17 protein-coding genes are annotated in these 19,697 nt (G+C 68.0%); 6 read left to right on the top strand and 11 right to left on the bottom strand.

Going from position 1 to position 19,697, the window contains the following annotated elements; genetic code table 11:
- From OXN85_09460 to OXN85_09435, 6 genes are all read left to right on the top strand, one after another.
- The coding region (locus OXN85_09460; GenBank protein ID MCY3600187.1) for a hypothetical protein at window positions 1-732 on the top strand (732 nt) is incomplete at its 5' end.
- Window positions 733-896: 164 nt separating this feature from the next.
- On the top strand, window positions 897-1,688 hold the full coding sequence (locus OXN85_09455) for a polyprenol monophosphomannose synthase (GenBank protein ID MCY3600186.1): 792 nt from the start codon (window positions 897-899) through the stop codon (window positions 1,686-1,688).
- Window positions 1,688-2,596: an ion transporter gene (locus OXN85_09450; protein MCY3600185.1), complete on the top strand. Its 909-nt coding sequence runs from the start codon at window positions 1,688-1,690 to the stop codon at window positions 2,594-2,596. The genes OXN85_09455 and OXN85_09450 overlap by 1 nt, the downstream gene beginning before the upstream one ends.
- Window positions 2,597-2,615: 19 nt before the next feature.
- Window positions 2,616-4,940, top strand: coding sequence for a DUF5916 domain-containing protein (locus tag OXN85_09445; protein ID MCY3600184.1), 2,325 nt, complete (start codon window positions 2,616-2,618; stop codon window positions 4,938-4,940).
- A 193-nt stretch (window positions 4,941-5,133) separates the two neighbouring features.
- Window positions 5,134-7,374 (top strand): DUF5916 domain-containing protein, encoded by a 2,241-nt coding sequence (locus OXN85_09440; GenBank protein ID MCY3600183.1) that lies wholly within the window; start codon window positions 5,134-5,136, stop codon window positions 7,372-7,374.
- A 13-nt stretch (window positions 7,375-7,387) separates the two neighbouring features.
- On the top strand, window positions 7,388-9,691 hold the full coding sequence (locus OXN85_09435) for a DUF5916 domain-containing protein (protein ID MCY3600182.1): 2,304 nt from the start codon (window positions 7,388-7,390) through the stop codon (window positions 9,689-9,691).
- Here OXN85_09435 and OXN85_09430 read toward each other — a convergent pair.
- From OXN85_09430 to OXN85_09380, 11 genes are all read right to left on the bottom strand, one after another.
- On the bottom strand, window positions 9,688-10,203 hold the full coding sequence (locus tag OXN85_09430; protein MCY3600181.1) for a hypothetical protein: 516 nt from the start codon (window positions 10,201-10,203) through the stop codon (window positions 9,688-9,690). The genes OXN85_09435 and OXN85_09430 overlap by 4 nt on opposite strands.
- A 193-nt stretch (window positions 10,204-10,396) precedes the next feature.
- On the bottom strand, window positions 10,397-11,092 hold the full coding sequence (locus tag OXN85_09425) for a tetratricopeptide repeat protein (GenBank protein MCY3600180.1): 696 nt from the start codon (window positions 11,090-11,092) through the stop codon (window positions 10,397-10,399).
- 85 nt (window positions 11,093-11,177) lie between these two features.
- Complete coding sequence (locus OXN85_09420) at window positions 11,178-12,098, bottom strand: DUF368 domain-containing protein (protein ID MCY3600179.1); 921 nt, start codon at window positions 12,096-12,098, stop codon at window positions 11,178-11,180.
- Window positions 12,095-12,772 (bottom strand): protein-L-isoaspartate(D-aspartate) O-methyltransferase, encoded by a 678-nt coding sequence (locus OXN85_09415; protein ID MCY3600178.1) that lies wholly within the window; start codon window positions 12,770-12,772, stop codon window positions 12,095-12,097. Before OXN85_09415 ends, OXN85_09420 begins: the two co-directional genes overlap by 4 nt.
- Window positions 12,754-13,521 carry a 5'/3'-nucleotidase SurE gene (surE, locus tag OXN85_09410; protein ID MCY3600177.1) on the bottom strand — a complete coding sequence of 256 codons (768 nt, stop codon included), beginning with the start codon at window positions 13,519-13,521 and terminating at the stop codon, window positions 12,754-12,756. Before surE ends, OXN85_09415 begins: the two co-directional genes overlap by 19 nt.
- Window positions 13,518-13,880 (bottom strand): MerR family transcriptional regulator, encoded by a 363-nt coding sequence (locus OXN85_09405; GenBank protein ID MCY3600176.1) that lies wholly within the window; start codon window positions 13,878-13,880, stop codon window positions 13,518-13,520. Before OXN85_09405 ends, surE begins: the two co-directional genes overlap by 4 nt.
- Window positions 13,881-13,955: 75 nt before the next feature.
- A complete protein-coding gene (locus tag OXN85_09400) occupies window positions 13,956-14,966 on the bottom strand; it encodes an NAD(P)-dependent glycerol-3-phosphate dehydrogenase (GenBank protein MCY3600175.1) in 1,011 nt (336 codons plus the stop codon).
- Window positions 14,963-15,607, bottom strand: coding sequence for a glycerol-3-phosphate 1-O-acyltransferase PlsY (gene plsY / locus OXN85_09395; protein ID MCY3600174.1), 645 nt, complete (start codon window positions 15,605-15,607; stop codon window positions 14,963-14,965). Before plsY ends, OXN85_09400 begins: the two co-directional genes overlap by 4 nt.
- Window positions 15,604-16,929, bottom strand: a complete 1,326-nt coding sequence (gene der / locus OXN85_09390; protein ID MCY3600173.1) for a ribosome biogenesis GTPase Der — start codon at window positions 16,927-16,929, stop codon at window positions 15,604-15,606. Before der ends, plsY begins: the two co-directional genes overlap by 4 nt.
- A gap of 16 nt (window positions 16,930-16,945) precedes the next feature.
- Window positions 16,946-18,223 carry a DUF512 domain-containing protein gene (locus tag OXN85_09385; protein MCY3600172.1) on the bottom strand — a complete coding sequence of 426 codons (1,278 nt, stop codon included), beginning with the start codon at window positions 18,221-18,223 and terminating at the stop codon, window positions 16,946-16,948.
- Window positions 18,224-18,322: 99 nt separating this feature from the next.
- Window positions 18,323-19,642 (bottom strand): tetratricopeptide repeat protein, encoded by a 1,320-nt coding sequence (locus OXN85_09380; protein MCY3600171.1) that lies wholly within the window; start codon window positions 19,640-19,642, stop codon window positions 18,323-18,325.
- Window positions 19,643-19,697 lie beyond the last annotated feature (55 nt).

Below are 19,697 nucleotides of genomic sequence, written 5' to 3'. Positions count from 1 at the left end.
CTGGAACCGAAACAAGACGCACTATGGTCGTATCTGCAAGATCATCACGACATGCGGCCCCCCGAAGCTGACGGTGTGTTCAAGGATCCTCTCTCCGTCGAAACGATCTGCCGTATCGGTGGCCGGAACGACAGTAATGACACGATAACGAGAAGGATGCTTCTTCTCCTCGAAGGCGAGTGGGTGTTCAATGAGGGAGCCTTCCACGATGTAAAGCACAAGTTGTTGGAGAGGTATCTTTATGACCAGCCGGGCGAAGATAAGATCTGCCTGTTCTTGTTGAACGACATCATCCGGTACTGGCGAACTATGTGTGTCGATTATGAGCACAAGGTCAGTTGCGGCGATAAGCCGCGGAGAATCCGCCTGGTCAAACTCCGCTTCGCGAGGATGCTGCTGTATGTGTCCGGTGTGATGGCGATCGGACAAGGTTATGAGCTCCCATACAAGGAGGAGATTGCGAAGCTGCGGACACTCTTCGGAACGTACCCGCTTGATCGGGTGCAATCGGTCGTGGGGGGGAAAGCGGTGTCGGCACTCGAACATTATGCCGGGTTTCTGGAGGCCCTCGACACGCCTGACAGCCGCGACGCGCTCGATCAGGAGGATGGGAAGTGCGAGGTCTTCGAGGACATGAGGAGTAGGGCGCGCGCGTTCCGAGATGATCTCCTGGGTGTGTTGCAGGAACACTTTGCGGACCAGAATCCGACCATCCGTGCTCTCCTTCTCTAGGATTTAACCCCCCAGGAGTTTGAACACCGGATCTCCGGGTTCGTTCTGCCGGGCTGCCCTCTCGGAAGAAGTCCTCGATGAGCTCCGGGGTGGCCCGTCTCCGAGGGAGGAGTGACGACGCACCCATGCGGGAGCGGTCCCCGGGGCGCTAGATTCGGCGCGCCATGAGCCCCGACATCTCCTTCACGGCGTCTCCCGACCCGGAAGACGATCCCGTCGCTGCCGCGGTTTCCGCAGGCAGCGAGCGGGGCCTCGTCATCCTGCCTACGTACAACGAGATCGATTCCATCGCCGGGATCGTCGAGGGCGTGCTGGCGCAGGACCCCCGGCTCTCGGTCCTCGTCGTCGACGACGCATCGCCCGACGGGACGGGCGCCCTCGTCGACTCGCTCGCCGCGGCAGATCCGCGCGTGAACGTCCTGCACAGGGAAGGGAAGCTAGGGCTCGGCACCGCCTACATCGCCGGCTTCCGCTGGGCGCTGGAGCGGGATTTCGAATGGGTCTTCGAGATGGACGCCGACGGCTCGCACGACGCACGCTATATTTCCGACATGATCGCCGCGACCGGCCGCTTCGATGTCGTCGTCGGATCCCGCTATACTGCGGGGGTGAACGTCATCAACTGGCCCATGTCGCGCCTGCTCCTCAGCTACTACGCGAACAAGTACGCGCGCATCGCCACGGGACTGCGCCTCGCCGACTCCACGAGCGGCTTCAAGTGCTTCACGCGCCGCGTGCTGGAGACGATCGACCTCGACCGCGTGGGATCGACCGGGTACACGTTCCAGATTGAGATGAACTTCCGCGCGTGGAAGAAGGGGTTCCGGGTCGGGGAAGTCCCCATCGTGTTCACCGACCGGCGCCTCGGGCAGAGCAAGATGTCGGGGGCGATCGTGCGCGAGGCGGTGTGGCGGGTGTGGGCGCTGCGGCTGCGGTCCCTCATCGGGAGGCTGTGATGGCCAGGAACCGGACCATGTCGTACTTCCCGTCCCGGCGGGAGCCCCCGCGTCCGGCGATCGACTACGAGAACCATCCGGTCTTCTCGAAGCGGCCGCGGTGGAGGTGCGAGGCCCACCGCATCATCTTCGGCAACCTCACCCGCGCCGGCCGCCTCTTCGACCTCATCCTGATCGGCGTCATCCTCGCCAGCGTCGTCGTCGTGATGCTGGAGAGCGTGCAGGATTTCAACCTTCGCGCTCGAGGCGCGCTGTGGACGCTCGAATGGGTGTTCACGCTGCTGTTCACGGTCGAATACCTATTCCGCCTCATCTCCGCGGAGCGCGCCGGCCAATACGCCCGTTCCTTCTTCGGGATCGTCGACCTGCTCGCCGTCCTGCCGAACTTCGTGGGGCTGCTGATCCCGGGAGGACAGGCGCTCGCCGTCATCCGCTTGCTGCGGGTGCTGCGGGTGTTCAGGGTCCTGAAGCTCGCCCAGTTCGTGGGGGGAGAGCGACTCCTGCTCAGCGCGCTGCGCTCGAGCGCCTACAAGGTCGCCGTGTTCATCGTCGCGGTGCTCGTCGTGGTGACGGTCGTGGGCGCGGCGATGTACGTGATCGAGGGGGCGGAGGCGGGCTTCAGCAGCATCCCCCGCGGCGTCTACTGGGCCATCGTCACCGTGACGACGGTGGGGTTCGGCGACATCACGCCGCAGACGACGGCGGGTCAGATGCTCGCCGCGCTCCTCATGATCCTGGGATACGGCGTGATCGCCGTCCCGACGGGTATCGTGACGGCCGAGATCACGGGCAGCCGTGACGCGAGAGTGCGCGCCGCCATGGAGCGGGTGTGCCTGCGCTGCGCCTCGTCCGGCCACGACCCGGATGCGACCCACTGCAAGCACTGCGGTACCGAACTGCTCGAATGATCCGACCGCGGCGGGACCGATGAGGAGCCGCGCGACGTCCCTGCGCGTGCCGAGACGGCTGTCCGTGCGCGGCGACCGGCTCGCGGGGGCCCTGTTCGCCGGCGCGGTGGCGGCCGCGTGGACGGCCTCGGGGCTCGCGGCCCAGGCCAACGCCGCGGGTGAGGTGGACATCGCTGCGCTCCGGCCCGCCGCACCGGTACCCATCACCCGCATCTCCGAGACGATCGAGGTGGACGGGGTCGTGAACGAGCCCGTGTGGGAGACGATCGATCCGCTCCCGCTCTTCATCATGTCGCCCACCCACGGCGGGGAGCAGACGGAGCGGACGGAGATCCGCCTCGCGCACGATGACCGGTACCTCTACGTCTCCGGGCGAATGTACGATTCGAACCCGGAAGGCATCCGCGTAAACACCTTCTATCGGGACAGTTACAGCGGCGATGACCTGTTTTCGTTCGTGATCGACAGCTACAACGACTACGAAACCGCGCTCTGGTTCGGCACGACCCCGGCCGGGGTCCGGCAGGACCGCTCGATCTCCAACGATGCCGAGTTCAGCGGCGATCTCCCGCCCTTCAACGAGGACTGGAACGCGCACTGGGATGTGCGCACGACCCGCAACGGGGAAGGGTGGTTCGCGGAGTTTCGGATCCCGTTCTCGACGCTGGGATTCCAGGCGGAGGGCGACGAAGTGACGATGGGGATCACCATCTATCGCTACATCGGCCGGAAGAACGAACGCCAGGTGTACCCGCCGATCGCGCGGGAATGGGGCCGGCTCGCCTTCATGAAGCCGTCGCAGACGCAGCGGGTGACGCTGCGCGAAGTCCGGCCCACGGCGCCGATCTACGTGACGCCGTACGCGCTCGGCGGCCTCAGCCGGACGCCGGTGCTGCGCGAGCCGGCGGACGCGGCCGCCTACTGGGCGGCGGAACAGGACCGGACGACGGAACCGGGCGTCGACCTCAAGTATTCCCCGTCGTCCAACCTCGCCATCGACCTCACCGTCAACACCGATTTCGCCCAGGTGGAGGCGGACGAGCAGCAGGTCAACCTCACCCGGTTCTCTCTCTTCTTCCCGGAGAAACGCCAGTTCTTCCAGGAGCGGTCGTCAACGTTCGACTTCGGGACCGGCGGCTTCACCGACCGGGTGTTCTTCAGCCGAAGGGTCGGGCTGGAGGGCGGGGAACTCGTACGGATTTACGGGGGCGCGCGGGTCGTCGGCCGCATGGGAGGCCTCGACTACGGGCTCCTCAACATGCAGACCGCTCCCGTTGGCGGGCGCTCCGGCGAAAACGTCGGCGTGATGCGCGTGAAGCAGCAGGTGCTCAATCCGTACTCGTTCGTGGGCGGGATCGTCGCGACGCGGCTGGGGGGGAACGGCCAGGACAACGTCGCCTACGGCGTGGATACGCAGATTCGCCCTCTCGGCAACGAGTGGGTGACGCTCACGTGGGCACAGACGTTCGACGAGGCGGTGCACGAGCGGAACCCGCTCGACGCGGCGCTGTTTCGCATCCGGTGGGAACGGAGGACGGACGGCGGCCTGTCGTACAACCTCTACTACCGGCGCGTGGGGCCCGACTACACGCCGCGGCTCGGATTCCAGTTGCGCAGCGACTTCACGCTCTTCGGCGGCGAGGTCGGCCACACCTGGCTGCAGGGTCCGAGCGCTTCGCTGAACTCCGTCACGCTGTCGGTGATGGGCGAGAGCTACTACCGAAACGCCGACGTTACGCCGGAGTCGCAATCGATCCGCCCCGAACTGGAACTCGCCTTCAAGTCGGGGTCGCGCATTGCGGCCTATTCGAACACGCAGTTCGAGGACATCCGAACGCCGTTCCGCGTCACCGACCTCTCGATCCCGGCGGGCGAATACTGGTTCCGGGAAGTCGGCATCGACTGGATGCTGCCGCGCACCGCGATCTTCCGCGGAGACATCAGGACGACGGTGGGGAGCTTCTACGATGGCCGGCGCGCGGGCCTCATCTTCAACCCGATGTGGAGCGTGTCCCGCTACCTGGAGATCGGCGGCGGCTACGAGGTGAACCGGATCGAGTTTCCGGACCGGGGGGAGGCGGCGACCACGCAACTCGGCCGGGTGCGGCTCGCCTTCGCTCTCAATCCGCAGGTCTCGTTCAGCACGTTCGCGCAGTACAACAACCTCGACGAGCGCATGAGCATCAACGCCCGCTTCCGTTACCACTTCCGCGAGGGAACGGATCTCTGGATCGTGTACAACGAAGGGCTGAACTTCGACCGCGAGCGAGGATTCGACCCGAGACTGCCGTGGTCGGCCGGGCGGAACGTCATGGTCAAGTACTCGCACACCTTCAGCTGGTAGCCCGGGGCCGGGGCCGGCTCCTCGGCTGGCGGCGCGCCCTCCGCCGCCGGGATTGAACCCTCGGGCTCGCCGGGGTGTTCTTTCGGCGAGCAGACCTTCCCGGTGCTCCCGGTGCCACCCCGACCCTGGGGACATGCCGTTGACCCACATCGGCCGTCGATGTCGGCGACTCGCGACTTCGTGCGCGTGGATTGTGCCGGTATGCCTGCTCGCGGCGCCCGGGCTCTCCGCGCAGGCCGGGGGCTCGGATCAAGTCGACGCCGCGGGGCTCCGCTCGCCCGTTCCGGTTCCCATCCCCCGACTCGCGGGCGAGATCGACGTTGACGGCGTCGTCGACGAGCCGGCCTGGGATGCGATCGAGCCACTCCCGATGTTCATGTGGGCTCCGGACCACGGGGGCGAGATGACGGAGCGGACCGAGGTCCGGCTCGCCCACGACGACGAGTACCTGTACCTCTCCGGCCGGATGTACGACTCGAACCCCGAGGGCATCCGGGCGAACACCTACCTCCGGGATGCGTTCAGCGGGGACGATCTCCTCTCGGTCGTGATCGACAGCTACAACGACTACGAGACCGGCGTCTGGCTCGGGACCACGCCGGCCGGCGTCCGCCAGGATCGCTCGCTCTCCAACGACGGCGACTTCACGGGGGACGTGATGCCGTTCAACGTGGACTGGAACGCCCACTGGCAGGTCGTCACCTCGCGGAACGACGAGGGCTGGTTCGCGGAATACCGGATCCCGTTCTCCACGCTGGGCTTCCAGGCGCAGGGGGACGAAGTGACGATGGGAATCATCGTCTACCGTTTCCTCGCCCGGAAGAACGAGCGCCACGTCTTCCCGTTCATTGGCCGCGAATGGGGGCAGGGGGGCTTCCTCAAGCCTTCGCAGGGCCAGCGCATGACGCTGCGCGGGGTGCGGCCCACGACGCCGGCCTACGTGACGCCGTACGTGCTCGGGGGCCTGAGCCGGACCCCGGTCCTCAGGGAACCGGCGGACGCCGCCTCCTTCTGGGGGACCGAGCGGGACCAGGTGGCGGAGCCGGGCGTCGATCTCAAGTACTCTCCCTCGTCGAACCTGGCCATCGACCTCACCGTCAACACCGATTTCGCGCAGGTGGAGGCGGATGACCAGCAGGTGAACCTCACCCGGTTCTCGCTCTTCTTCCCCGAGAAACGGCAGTTCTTCCAGGAACGCTCCTCGACCTTCGATTTCGGGACGGGAGGGTTCACGGACCGCGTGTTCTTCAGCCGCCGCATCGGGCTCGAAGGGGGCGAACTCGTCCGCATCTACGGGGGCGCGAGGCTGGTCGGCCGGCTCGCCGGCCTGGACTTCGGGGTCCTCAACATGCAGACGGCGCCGGCCGCGGGGCGGTCGGGCGAGAACGTGGGCGTCATGCGCCTCAAGCAGCAGGTGCTCAATCCGTATTCGTTCATCGGCGGGATCCTCACGACCCGCTACGGCTCGAACGGCCGGAACAACGTGGCCTACGGCCTGGACTCGCAGCTGCGCCTGTTCGGGGACGAGTATCTCACGGTGACCTGGGCGCAGACGCAGGACGAGGTCGTCAGGGAGCGCAACGTGCTCGACGCGAGCCTCGTACGGGCGCGCTGGGAGCGGCGGACGGACCGCGGCGTCTCCTACAACCTCTTCTACCGGCGCGTGGGTCCGGACTATCTGCCGCGCCTCGGCTTTCAGCTGCGGCACGACTTCACGCTGTTCGGCGGCGAGTTCGCCCATACCTGGCTCCGCGGGGCCGACGCGACGCTGAACGCGATCACCCTGGCGATGGTGGGCGAGAACTACCAGCGCAACGTCGACCTCACCCTCGAATCCCGCTCGATCCGTCCCGAGGTGCGGCTCGAATTCAAGTCGACCGCGATGATCACGGCCTACGCGAACAGCCAGATCGAGGACATACGGCGGCCGTTTCCGATCGGCGCGGTGTCCATCCAGCCGGGCCAGTACCGCTTCGCGGAGGCCGGGATCGACTGGCAGCTGCCGCGCAGCACGATCGTGCGAGGCGACATCCGGACGACGGCGGGGAGCTTCTACGATGGGCGGCGCGTGGGTCTCATCTTCAACCCCACGTGGACGATCTCCCGCTACCTGGAGGTCGTCGGCGGCTACGAGGTGAACCGGCTCGAGTTCCCCGACCGGGGCGAGGCGACGACGACGCACCTGGGCCGGTTGCGGCTGAACTTCGCCTTCAACACCCACATCTCGTTCAGCGCCTTCGCGCAGTACAACAACCTCGACGAGCGGACGAGCGTCAACGCGCGCTTCCGCTATCACTTCAGGGAGGGCACGGACCTCTGGATTGTGTATAATGAAGGGTTCAACTTCGAACGGAACCGCGGGTTCGATCCGAGGCTGCCGTGGTCGGCGGGGCGAAACGTCATGATCAAGTACTCCCACACCTTCATCTGGTAGAGAGATGCGTCGCGTGACCGCTTCCCGGAGAGTTGGCGGCTTCCCGGCCGGAATCGGGATAGCGGGGTCTGCCGTCCGGACGGCCCTGTGGCTGTGCGCGACGCTCGTGGCGGTGGCGCCGATGGCTGCGGCGGCGCAGGACGGCGGGCGAGGGAAGCCCTCGGTGTCTCTCCACCGGCTCGACGGGCAGGGGCACATCCAGGTCGACGGCCTCGTCGATGAACCCGCGTGGGATGAGATCGACCCCGTGCCGCTCGTGATGTATTCGCCCACGTACGACGGAACCCTCACCGAAGAGACGCGGATCCGGATCGCCTACGACGAAGCGTATCTGTACGTCTCAGGGCAGCTGTTCGATTCGGACCTCGGCGGGATCCGCGCGAACAGCTTCGCGCGCGACGGGTTCAGCGGCGACGACCAGTTCTCGGTCGTGATCGACAGCTACAACGACCACGAGACGGCCGTCGCGTTCGTGGTGAACCCCAACGGCGCCCGATCCGACCGCGCCGTCTGGGGCGACGCGGAGTGGACGGCAGGGACCCGGCCCTTCAACAGCGACTGGAACGCGCACTGGAATGCCGCCGTCCAGCGGACGAACGACGGCTGGTCGGCGGAGATGCAGATCCCGTTCTCGACGCTCGGGTTCCAGAATACGGGCGGGGAAGTGACGATGGGGCTCATCGTCTACCGGTCGATCTCGCGCAAGAACGAACGCCACGTCTACCCCGACATCTCGCCGGAGTACGGGTTCTTCGGTTTCGGTAAACCGTCGCTGGCGCAACGGGTCACCTTCAGCGGCGTGGATCGCGCGAACCCGATCTACGTGACGCCGTATGTGCTCGGGGGGATGACGCAGATCCCGACCCTGCGCGAACCGCCGGACGTGCGGGCGTACTGGGAGACGACGGACGACCCCACCGGGGAACCGGGCCTCGACTTCAAGTACTCGCCATCGTCGAACCTGTCGATCGACCTCACCGCGAACACGGACTTCGCCCAGGTGGAGGCGGACGACCAGCAGATCAATGTCACGCGGTTCCCCCTCTTCTTCCCGGAGAAGCGGCAGTTCTTCCAGGAACGCTCGGCAACCTTCGACTTCGCCACCGGCGGCGTCACCGACCGGGTCTTCTTCAGCCGCCGGATCGGGCTCGACCGCGGCGAACTCGTCCGCATCTACGGGGGTGCGCGCGTGGTGGGGCGGGCCGGGGGCCTCGACTTCGGTCTGCTGAACATGCAGACGGCCCCCGCGGTCGGGCGGCCGGGCGAGAACATGGGCGTGCTGCGGCTCAAGCAGCAGGTCTTCAACCAGAATTCGTCCATCGGCGGGATCGTCACCACGCGCGTCGATGCGTACGGCAAGACGAACGTGGCCTACGGGGCGGACAGCGAGGTTCGGGTGTTCGGGGACGAATACCTGACGCTGCGCTGGGCGCAGTCCTTCGATGATGATGTCGCGGAGCGCAACCCGCTCGACGCCGGGACCCTCTTCGCGCAGTTCGAGCGGCGGAGGCAGGAAGGGTTCGCCTACAGCGCGCAGTATCGCCGCGTGGGAGGAGACTACCTGCCGCGGCTGGGCTTCCAGCTGCGAAACGAGTTCACGCTGTTCGGAGGATCGGCCGGTTATTCCTGGTTCATGGGGGCCAACTCGGCCTTGCGCGCCGTGACGCTGAGCGGCGAGACGCAGCACTACTACAGGAACGCGGATCTCACGCCGGAGTCACGGGTTATCGCCCCTCAGATGATGATCGGCTTGAAGTCCGGGACCTTCATGATTCTCACATCCCGTTCGAGCTTCGAGAGCATCCGGGACCCGTTCGAGATCGCGGATCTGAAGATCGACCCGGGGGAGTACTGGTTCCACGAAGCCGAGGCCTCGCTCCGGCTCGCCCGCGGCGGCCTCGTGCGCGGGGAGATCGGCGGTTCGGCGGGGAGCTTCTACGACGGTCGCCGCGTGAGCCTTCGCCTGAGTCCGGCGCTGAACCTCTCCCGGCATTTCGAGCTTCGCCCGAGCTACCACGTCAACCGTTTCGAGTTGCCGAACCGCGACTTCCTGACGACGCACCTGGCGAGACTGAACCTCGATTTCGCGCTCGACACGCACCTCTCGCTGAGCACGCTCGCACAATACAACTCGACGACGGAGCAGGTGAGCGTGAACGCGCGCTTCCGCTACCACTTCCGAGAGGGCGTGGATCTGTGGGTGGTCTACAACGAGGGCTACTTCATGGACCGCACGAACGGCGGCGTCGACCCGCGCCTCCCGTTCTCATCGGGACGGGCGCTCATGGTCAAGTACTCCCACACCTTCGCCTTCTAGGTCTCGCGGGGGCCACCTTCGCCCGACGATCCACGAATCCGCTCGATCGCCCGCCGGATGAAGCTCGCCTGTTCCGGCCGGTCGGAGAGTTCGCGCTCGATACGCTCCAGGATGGGGATCGCGCGAGGATCGCGGAATTCCGCCAGTTGCGTGACGACGACACCCGCGATCGGCGCTCCGAAGTACGGGTAGTGGTCGCCGACCGCCTCATCGTCGGCGAGAAGTTTCAGAAGGTGGTTCCGGATTTCCTCCGTGTCCGGGGATGCCATCCAGACCTTGCGGGTCGACTCGGCGCCCTCCGCGACGAAGACGGGCCCGAGGGGAACCGGCTCGCGCCGGCGGAGCCGATACGGATGATTGCTGCAGTACGTGTAGAACGGGTTGCGGATCGGCAGGTCGCGAATCTCGCAGTGACTCGCGATCGACCGGTCGTGGTTCCCGCTGCCTCTCCTGCCGCGATTCGCCCGGTTGAACCAGCACGTGCCGCAGCAATCGGACCCTCCGTTGGGCATGGCAAAGCTCCTTGGGGTTCCGTTACCAGGGAAGTGAAAGGGAAAGGTATCGGGAAGAAGGCATCAGGAGGTCGCATTCTCTTCGTAGTTTACATAATATATCTTATGCGCCATTCTCGGGGCTGCACGAACCGTAGCCCTTGCATGGCTGCCGCGTATGGAGTGCCGGGAATCCGGCCGGGGTGTTCCGAGCTCAGCCGCTGCCCGCGCGCCGGGCCTTGATCTCTCCGAGTCGGAGGCGGTAGACGCCGGCTTCCACCGGGTCCTCCCCCGCGGCTTCCTCGGCGATGGCGGCGAAGATCGTCTCGGCCTCCGCGAGACGACCGAGGGACGCGAGGATTCTCGCCGCGGAAGCGCGCGCCTCGCGGCGCTGAAAGGCGAAGCGCGCCGTCTCACCCAGCGCTTCCCACGTCGCGAGGGCGGTCTCCGCGTCGCCGGACGCTTCCTGCGCCGCGGCGAGGAGCGCGCGGGCGGCGAGGCCGACCGGACGGTCCGGTGCCTCCGAGATCGTGCTCGCGATCTCTGCGGCCTCCACGGACCGCCCCTGGTCGAGGTACGTCCGCGCCAGGACGAGTCGGCCCTCGTTCGCCGCCGCGACGCCGTCGAAGCGTTCGACGTAGGTTTCGAGATCGGCGATGAGGAGTTCGGGGTCGGTGGCGGTCATGCGCAGCGTCGCGAGTTCAGACGCCGCCTGCTCGCGCACCGAAGCCTGGAAGTTCGTGTAGTACACGACGCCCACGACGACCATTGCGACGCCGGCGGCTCCCACCAGCACCGCCCGCATGTTCTTGTTGACCCAGGTGGCCAGGCGGAAGGTGGACCGGACGAAGGCATCCTGTCGGCCGTCGCCGCCGTCTGGTGTCTTTCCGCTGGCGAGTGCGTCCGCCATCTGCCGTCTCCTCCTCGTTTCCTGCTCGGTTACCGAACGGCGTGGAAGCTACCCGACCCGGCGGAACACCGCTACCAGCCTGGTGTCAGGGGCGGCCGGGCCCGTGCGCGACGGCGATGCGGTCGATCGCAAGGACGGCCGCCGCCCCGAGGAGCGCGAGAGCCGCCGCCGGCCACATCTCGCCCGCGCCGTCGGGCCAGCGGTTCGCCAGCAACCACGTGATGCGGCCGTCGCTGTGTGTGTACAGCTCACGGAGTTGCGCCTTCCACGGCCACAAGGCGTTGAGCGAGCCGAGAAGAACCCCCGTGAGGACGGCCAGCGTGGGGTTCCGGTGGTGCGCGAGGAGGCGCCGCAGGGCGCGGCTGAACGCGAGCAGGCCGACGACGACCCCGAGGCCCACGGCCGCGATCCGAGCGGCGTCCAGGTCGTTGAGGGCGGCGATCACGGGGGCGTACGCGCCCAGGATGAGCAGGATAAAGGCGCCGGAGATCCCGGGCAGGATCATGGCGCACGCCGCCACGGCCGCGGCCGCCGCGAGGAAGAGGGGCGCGTCGGAGCGGACGAGCGGGGGCAGCGACGTGACGACGACGGCGAGCACGGCCCCGGCGGCGGCAAGGGTCCAGGTGCCGGCCCGGCGATCCGTGACCTGCCGGCCGACGAGCGGGACCGACGCCGCCACGAGGCCGAAGAAGAAGGCCCACAGCTCCACGGGCCGGTTCGCGAGCAGCCAGTGCAGCAGCCCGGCGAAGGCGAACACGCTCGTGCCGATGCCGGCGAGCAGGACGGCGAGGAAGCCCAGGTTGCCCGCCTGCCAGACGCCGCGCACCCCTCCTTCCCGGAACGCTCCGAGTAGGCGGCGGTCGAGCCCGGCGATCGTCGCGACGAGTTCGTCGTAGATGCCCGAGATGAAGGCGATCGTCCCGCCGGAAACCCCGGGCACGAGATCCGCCAGCCCCATGGCGAGACCCTTCGCGTACACCCCGGCCCAGGCTCTCACGGGCCTCATTCGGGGCCCTCGCCCCGCGGCCCATCCTGGATGAGCGGCACGAAGCGGGCGCCGGTGATCGTCTCCCGCGCGAAGTCGTCGCCGCGTCGCGTGTAGCGCCGCAGTTCCTGCCGCCGCGTACCGACGGGCACGATCAGGCGGCCACCGTCGGCGAGCTGCCTGAAGAGCGCTTCGGGCGGGCGGGCGGCGGCCGCGCCCACGATGATCGCCTGGAAGGGGGCGTGTTTCGGCCAGCCCCGGCTCCCGTCCCCGTGCATGAGACGCGCGTCCACGCCGAGGCGATCCAGCCTGCGTGCCGCGGCCTCGTACAGGGAGGCGATGCGCTCGATGGAGTACACCGCCGCCCCGAGCGCCGCGAGGAGCGCCGTTTGAAATCCCGCGCCCGTCCCGACCTCGAGGACGCGATGACCGGGGCGGATTTCGGCGTATTCGAGACTGAGGGCGTGGATCGTGGGGCTCGAAATCGTCTGTCCCCGGCCGATCGGGAGCGGCACATCCTCGTATGCGCGGGCCCGCATCACGTCGGGTACGAACGCATGCCGCGGAACGCTGTCGAACGCGTGCAGGACGGCCAGATCGCTCACCCCCCGATCCCGGAGCCGTTCCACGAGGCGGCGGCGGTCGCGCCGGTAGTCCGCCGCGGGGTCCCGCTCCGTCAACCTCCCAGCCGCCACGACCTCACCTCGTTCAGCAGTTCGAAATTCGTCAGGTCGAGGTGGAGCGGCGTCACCGAGACGAAGCCCGCGCGCACGGCGCGGAAATCCGAGTCCTCCCGGCCGCGCCACGCCGAACGTCCCCCTCCGATCTTGAAGTACTCGGTTCCTTCCTCATCGTGAATCCGGCGGAGCGAGTCGTGGTACACGCGACGGCCGAGCGCCGTCACCGTGATCCCCTTCACCTGGCCGGCCGGCCGGTCCGGAAGGTTGACGTTGAAGAACGTCTCATCCGGAAAGGAATCCCGGTCGAGGCAGGCGGCGATGATCCGGCCGAGCATCTCCTCGTAGGTTTCCAGAACGCCGTCGTCGCTCCCCGTGAACGAGAAGGCGATCGCGGGCACGCCGAGGATCGTCGCCTCCATCGCCGCCGCCACGGTGCCGGAATAGAGCACGTCCTCCCCCATGTTGGGGCCGTGATTGACGCCGGAGAGGACGAAGCGGGGCCGTGTCTCGAGGATCTCCTTCAGGGCCAGGAGCACGCAATCGGTCGGCGTCCCGTCCACCATGTAACGCCGCGGTCCGAGCCGCGTCAGCCGGAGCGGGCGGAACAGCGACAGCGCATGGCTCGTGGCGCTCTGCTCCCGGTCCGGCGCCACCGTCCACACGTCGCCGAACGGCTCGGCCACGCGGGCGAGCAACGCGAGTCCGGTCGACTTCACACCGTCGTCGTTCGTGCACAGGAGGACGGGTTTTTCCGCTTCGGTCACCCGGCCTCGCCGTCCTCGAGCAGCTGGACCAGTTCGTCGGCCTCCCTCCGGAGATCGCGGATCGTCTCCCGGTCCCACGCCACGCGCGCCTGCTCCGCGAGTTCCCCGCCCGCCCGCAGTTGGTCGAGCTTCCGCCGTGCGCCCTCGATCGTGTACCGCTCGGTATAGAGGAGGTGCCGCAGGAGCTGCACGAGCTGGATCTGCTTCGGCCGGTACACCCGGTTCCCCGCCCGGTTCTTCGTGGGACGAAGCGCCGAGAACTGCGTTTCCCAATAACGCAGGACGTGCGCCTTGAGATCCGCGATCTCGCACACTTCGCCGATCGAGTAGTACTCCTTCGGGGCGATCCGGTCGGACACGCCGTCCCCTTCCCTTGCTGGCAGTCCTTGCTGGCAGCCCTTGGTGGCGCTGGCGCCGGGTCCTGCCTCGGGCTGCTAGCCCCAGCGCTCGGGTTTCGGTTCCCGGGCCATCAGCCGCGCCAGCGCCTCCCGGGGCGCCACATCTTCGTACAGGATCGAATATACACTGCTCGTGATCGGCATCTCCACGTCCAGGTCCCGGCTCAGTTCGTATGCCGCGCGCGCCGTCCGCACGCCTTCCACCACCTGGTCCATCTCTCCGATCACTTCCGACGGCCGGCGACCCGCTCCGATGGCGAGTCCGGCCGAGCGATTCCGGCTCAGCCGTCCGGTGCAGGTGAGGACGAGGTCTCCGAGCCCGGCGAGGCCCCCGAGCGTCGTTTCCCGCGCTCCGAAGTGCCGGGCGAGCCGGGCGGTCTCCGCCAGTCCGCGGTTGATGAGCGCCGCGCGCGCGTTCGAACCCAACTCCAGCCCGTCCGAGATCCCCGCCGCGAGCGCGATCACGTTCTTGAGCGCCCCGCCGAGCTCCACGCCGTCCACATCCGGCTGCGTGTACACTCGAAAGTACCCGTTCCGGAACAGGCTCTGCACGGCGAGCGCGTGGGCCTCGCTCCGGCTCGCGGCGACGACCGCGGTCGGAAGCCCGCGGAGGAGTTCCTCCGCGAAGCTGGGCCCCGAGAGGACGACCGTGCGGGGTCCCGCGGCCTCGCCCAGCGTCTCCACGATGACCTCCGACATCCTCCGGTGTGTGCCGAGCTCGATCCCCTTGGAGGCCGAGACCAGCACCTGGTCGCCAAGGTGGGGCGCGGCGTGTCCCAGCACCTCGCGCACCGCGTGCGATGGGCAGACGGAGAGCACGAAACCGGCGCCGTCCATCGCCTCCGCGAGATCCGATGTCACGGTGAGGGGGCGGCCCAGCTCGATGCCGGGCAGATAGCGTTCGTTCGTCCCGCTGTCGCGCATCGCGGCGGCGTGTGCCGGGTCCCGCGCCCACAGGCGCACCTCGTGGCCGTTCCGCACGAGGACATCGGCCAGCGCCGTGCCCCAGCTGCCCGCGCCCAGCACGGCGACCCGCTGCCCGCTCACGCCTCGTCCTCCGGGGACTTCCGCGCCGTCCTCTCCCGGCGCGGGAGCCGGCCGCGGCGCCAATCCACCTGGAACTCCTCGCGCCTCACGATCCGCGCGAGGTTCGAGCGGTGCGTCCACCAGACCGCGATGGCGAGGAGGAGCGCATAGAACACGACGGAGCGCGGGGCCGCCGAGCCGCGGGCCATGATGGGCACGAGGGCCGCGGAGAGGAGGGACGCCATGGAGGCCGTCCGCGTGAGGATCACCGTCACGACCCACACGAAGAAGGCGACGATCACGGCCACCGGCACCAGCGCGGCCATCGTTCCGGCGGCGGTCGCGACCCCCTTCCCTCCCCTGAATCTCGTGTACACGGGCCACACGTGTCCGGAGATGGCCGCGAGCCCGTACGCGAGCGTCCAGGCGCCGCCCCGCCCGTCCCACATCGGGAAGAGCCACACGGGCACGAATCCCTTCAACAGGTCCACGACGAGCACGCCCACGGCCGGGAAGAACCCGAGGACCCGGTAGGCGTTCGTGGATCCGAGGTTGCCGCTCCCCTCCCGCCGGAGGTCGTACCCGTAGGCGCGCCCGACGAGGTAGCTGGTGGGGAAGGCCCCGATGAGATAGGCGGCAAGCGTCAGGAGCGGTGCGGTCATTCGCGCCCCGAACGCTTCTTCAACTTGACCCGGATGGGAGATCCCTCGAATCCCCAGGCCTCTCGGAAGCCGGCGACGAGGTATCTCACATAGTGCTCCTTGAGGTCGTGCGGCCGGTTGGACCAGAGTACGAACTGCGGCGGGGATGCCGCCACCTGGCTGCCGTAGAGCAGCCGCACGTCCCCCCGCCCCCCCTGGGGAGGCTGCCGGCGCGCAACCAGCCGTCGAAGGACTTCGTTCACGTCCGCCGTGGGCACCCGCCGCGCCCGCGCTTCCTGCACCTCGAACGCGAGGTCGATGGCCTTCCGTACCCGCTTCCCCGTCAACGCCGAACAGGTGATGATCGGCACCCAGCGAAGATAGTGCGCGCGCTCGCGGAGTTCGCGCTCGAAACCGGCCAGCGCGGAGGGTCCGCGGTCCTCGATCAGGTCCCACTTGTTGGCCACGAACACGAGACCCTTTCCCGCGTCCCACGCCTGGTGCCCGATCCGGAAGTCCTGGTTCGCCGCGCCGGCCCGGGTATCCACGAGGAGGAGACAGACGTCCGCCCGGTCGATGGCCGAGGCCGCCCGCAGCCGCCCGAGGAATTCGAGGTCATCCACGATACGGGCCCGGCGGCGGAGGCCGGCGGTGTCGATGAGGCGAACGCGGCGCCCTTCCAGGACGAGGTCTGTGTCAATCGCGTCGCGGGTGGTCCCCGCTTCCTCGTGGACGATGACGCGATCCTCTCCGAGGAGACGGTTGACGAAGCTGGACTTGCCCACGTTGGGGCGTCCGATGACGGCGATGCGGATGTCGGCGTCGTCCTCCTCCGTCTCCGCCGACTCCGGGAGGGCCTCGACCACGCGGTCGAGGAGGTCCCCCGATCCCTTGCCGCTGAGGGCCGCCAGCGGCGTGGGGTCGCCGAGGCCGAGCTCGTAGAAGTCGACGTGCCCGATCGCTTCGCCGAGTTCGTCGAGCTTGTTTGCGGCCACGATCACGGGCAGGCCCGACCGGCGCAGGAGGTCCGCGACGTGGCGGTCCACGGGCTGGAGGCCGTCGCGGCCGTCCACCACGAAGACGACGACGTCCGCGTGGCCGATCGCGGTCTCGGCCTGCCGGCGTACCTCGAGGTCGATGCGTTCATCCGGCCGCACGACGAGGCCCCCGGTATCGACGAGGAGGAAGCGCCGCCCGGCCCATTCCGCCTCGGCGAACTGCCGGTCGCGGGTCACGCCGGGGCGCTCGGCGACGATCGCCACGCGCCGCCCCAGGATCCGGTTGAAGAGCGTCGACTTGCCGACGTTGGGGCGGCCCACGATGGCGACCGTGCGGAGAGCCATCAGTGTCGACACCACACTACAGTCGCGTCAGGACGTCGACGAGGTCGTGGGAAGGCTCGACCCGGCGGCCGGGAAAATCGGCCTGCAGCTCGGAGAGGCTCACGTCGTCGAGGAAGAGGTCGCCGTCGTTCAGCGCCTGCGCCGAGAAGAGGGCCACGTCGAAGTCCCCCGCGCCGCGGAGTGCGCTCCGGTGATCCGCGCCGGGCAGGAGGCCCGCCGTCGTGACCATCGGCCCGTACAGCGTGTTCCCGACCGCCACCGTCGACACCTCGGCCCCGGTGCGCCGCGCGATGCGGCCCGCGAGGCGGGTCATCGTCGGCCCCATCGAGGTCCCCGTGACCGCCACGACCCGGCACCCTTCCAGCGGGCGGAGCGCCTCCAGCTGTCCGGTCACGCGATCCGTCAGCGTGGAGATCGCCCCGACGCCGTTGCTCTCGAGTTCGTGGTCGTCGAAGTACGCGGCGCCGGGCGGCTCGAGTCCCGCCTGCAGGTACATCTCGTCGGCGGCGTAGCACCACCCCTGCCCCCGCTCCGACAGCGCCCGCTCGCGGATCGCGTCGACGGCGTCGAGCGCCTGGCGGCATTCCCCCGGTTCGAGCGCCCGCCCGCCCAGCGCGGCGTTCCACGAGGTCAGGCCCACGGGTACGATGGAGAGCGACCGGATCGCGCCCCCGCGGCGATAGAGGTCTTCGATCGTCCGCGCCAGGTGTTCGCCGTCGTTCACCTCCGGGCAGAGTACGACCTGCGCGTGCACCAGGATGCGGCCCTCGGCCAGCCGGTCGAGATCCTGCCCGATATTCGCGCTCCGGGGGTTCTTCAGCATCCCGAGCCGGACCGCGGGGTCCGTCGAATGAACGCTCACATAGAGCGGCGACAGTCGCTGTTCGAAGATGCGGTCCCAGTCATCCGGACGCAGGTTCGTCAGCGTGATGTAGTGGCCGTGCAGGAAGGACAGCCGATAATCGTCATCCTTCACGTAGAGCGGCGTCCGGAGCCGGTCGACCTTCGGGTTCCCCTTCACGAAGCAGAACGGGCACGCATTCGTGCAGCGGCGGATCTTGTCGGGTTCCGGGACGATGCCGAGGGGTTCGTCCGCGGGCTTCTCGATCTCGAACAGGAACCGCTCTCCCGTCCGCTGCTCCGCAAGCACCCGCAGCGCGGGTTCCGCCTGGTAGAAGAGAAGGTCCAGGCCGTCCCGGACGGGTCTGTCGTTGATCTCAAGCACGGCGAGGCCCGCCGGCAGTTCAAGATCCGCGGCGATCGACCCCGGCTCGACGCTTGCGATTCGAATCATGGTCTGGCACGTGGGGAACCCGCAGAGGGGCCGCTCCGGCTTCCAGTGAGCGGCCCGCCCCGGGACCTGAGGCCCGGCAAGCCACGGCCTGCCGGGCGGTCAGCCCCCGATCGTTCCGTACCGGAAACCGGCCAGGGGTACGTCGGACTGAATCTCGAAGGTGAAGCTGCCGGAATCGGCATCGAAGGTCTGCGTATGCTCCGTGACGACCTGCCCGCCGGCATCGACGAACTCGAACGCGACCTGCAGCGTGCCGGACTCGGTGCGGTTCGTGAACGCGAGCTGGATGATGTACCGGCCGTTCGCGGCCGCGGCCATCTGCGCGAACGTGACGGAGAGCGGCAACGCCTGCTCCACGCCCATGGCCTCCATCGCCTGGTCGTTCATGTCGGCGCGGCCCAGCGACTGAAAGCGCAACTGGTGAGCGAGCGCGTCGTAGGGGTACCACTGCGTGAGGGTGTCCGCGAGCGCGACGACGGGCCCCGGCCGGCCGGACTGGATGGAAGCGTTGACGTAGTTTTCCATCGCTTCCTTGCTGTAGGGGTTCCCGGCGCGGGCGTTCCCAAAGGCGGTTGCCGCGTCCGGGAAGTTCTGCGCGTTGTAGAACCCTACGCCGACTTCAAGCCACTGCTGGTACGTCAGGTCCGTGCGCTCGAGGGTTTCGGCATAGATCGCGGCCGACTCCTCGGTCTGCCCCTGATCGGACAGGACTCCCGCATACCGGATCTGGATCACGACATCGTCCGGATAACGGGTGAGGTAGTCGCTGTAGGTCTGGATCGCTTCATCCGCCCGGCCCTCCTCCGCCAGCATGTCGCCGAGTCCGCTGACGGTGTTGCGCAGCGACTCCGCATCGGCATCGGGAATGTCCGCGGCGAGCGCGGCCTGGTACGTCTCGATCGCACCGGCGTTGTCTCCCATCTGTGACTGCAGCAGCGCCGCGTTGCTGTACGTGCGGAGGTCGGGTTTGAAGTCGTTCGCAAGCATGAAGGCCTCGAGCGCCGCGTCGTGGTCGGAGGCGCTATAGGCCGTGACGCCCTGGTTGTAGAGCCGGACCCAGCCGTTGTAGCGCTGCGCTTCGCCGTGCATCATGCACTCCGGAGACGCGGTGGCTTCGTAGCGTTCGAGAAATTCCACGGCATCCGGAAAGTTGCCGAGGCCCATCTGGATCTGGGCGCCCAGCAAGGGGACCACCGGATTGTCGCTATCCAGATCCGCCCCGAGCGCCTCCCACGCCTCCGTGAAGATCGTCAGGCTGTCCTGGGCCGTCGCGGCCTCGGCGAGTCTCTGAATCGCCTCGGACGCCGTGGAGGCCGCGCTGTTCGCGTCGAACTCGCATTCCTGTCCGAAGAGTCCCGCGGAAGTGAAGATCGACGCGACGGTGGCGGCGGTCGCCGCTCTCGCGCCAGTACGCACCATGTTCGACATCGCTCTGAACCCCTGTTTCTGTTTTGAGTCGCAACCACGGTAAAGA

The organism is Candidatus Palauibacter australiensis (assembly GCA_026705295.1).
Taxonomy (GTDB): domain Bacteria; phylum Gemmatimonadota; class Gemmatimonadetes; order Palauibacterales; family Palauibacteraceae; genus Palauibacter; species Palauibacter australiensis.
This window is presented reverse-complemented; position numbering and strand designations above follow the sequence as displayed.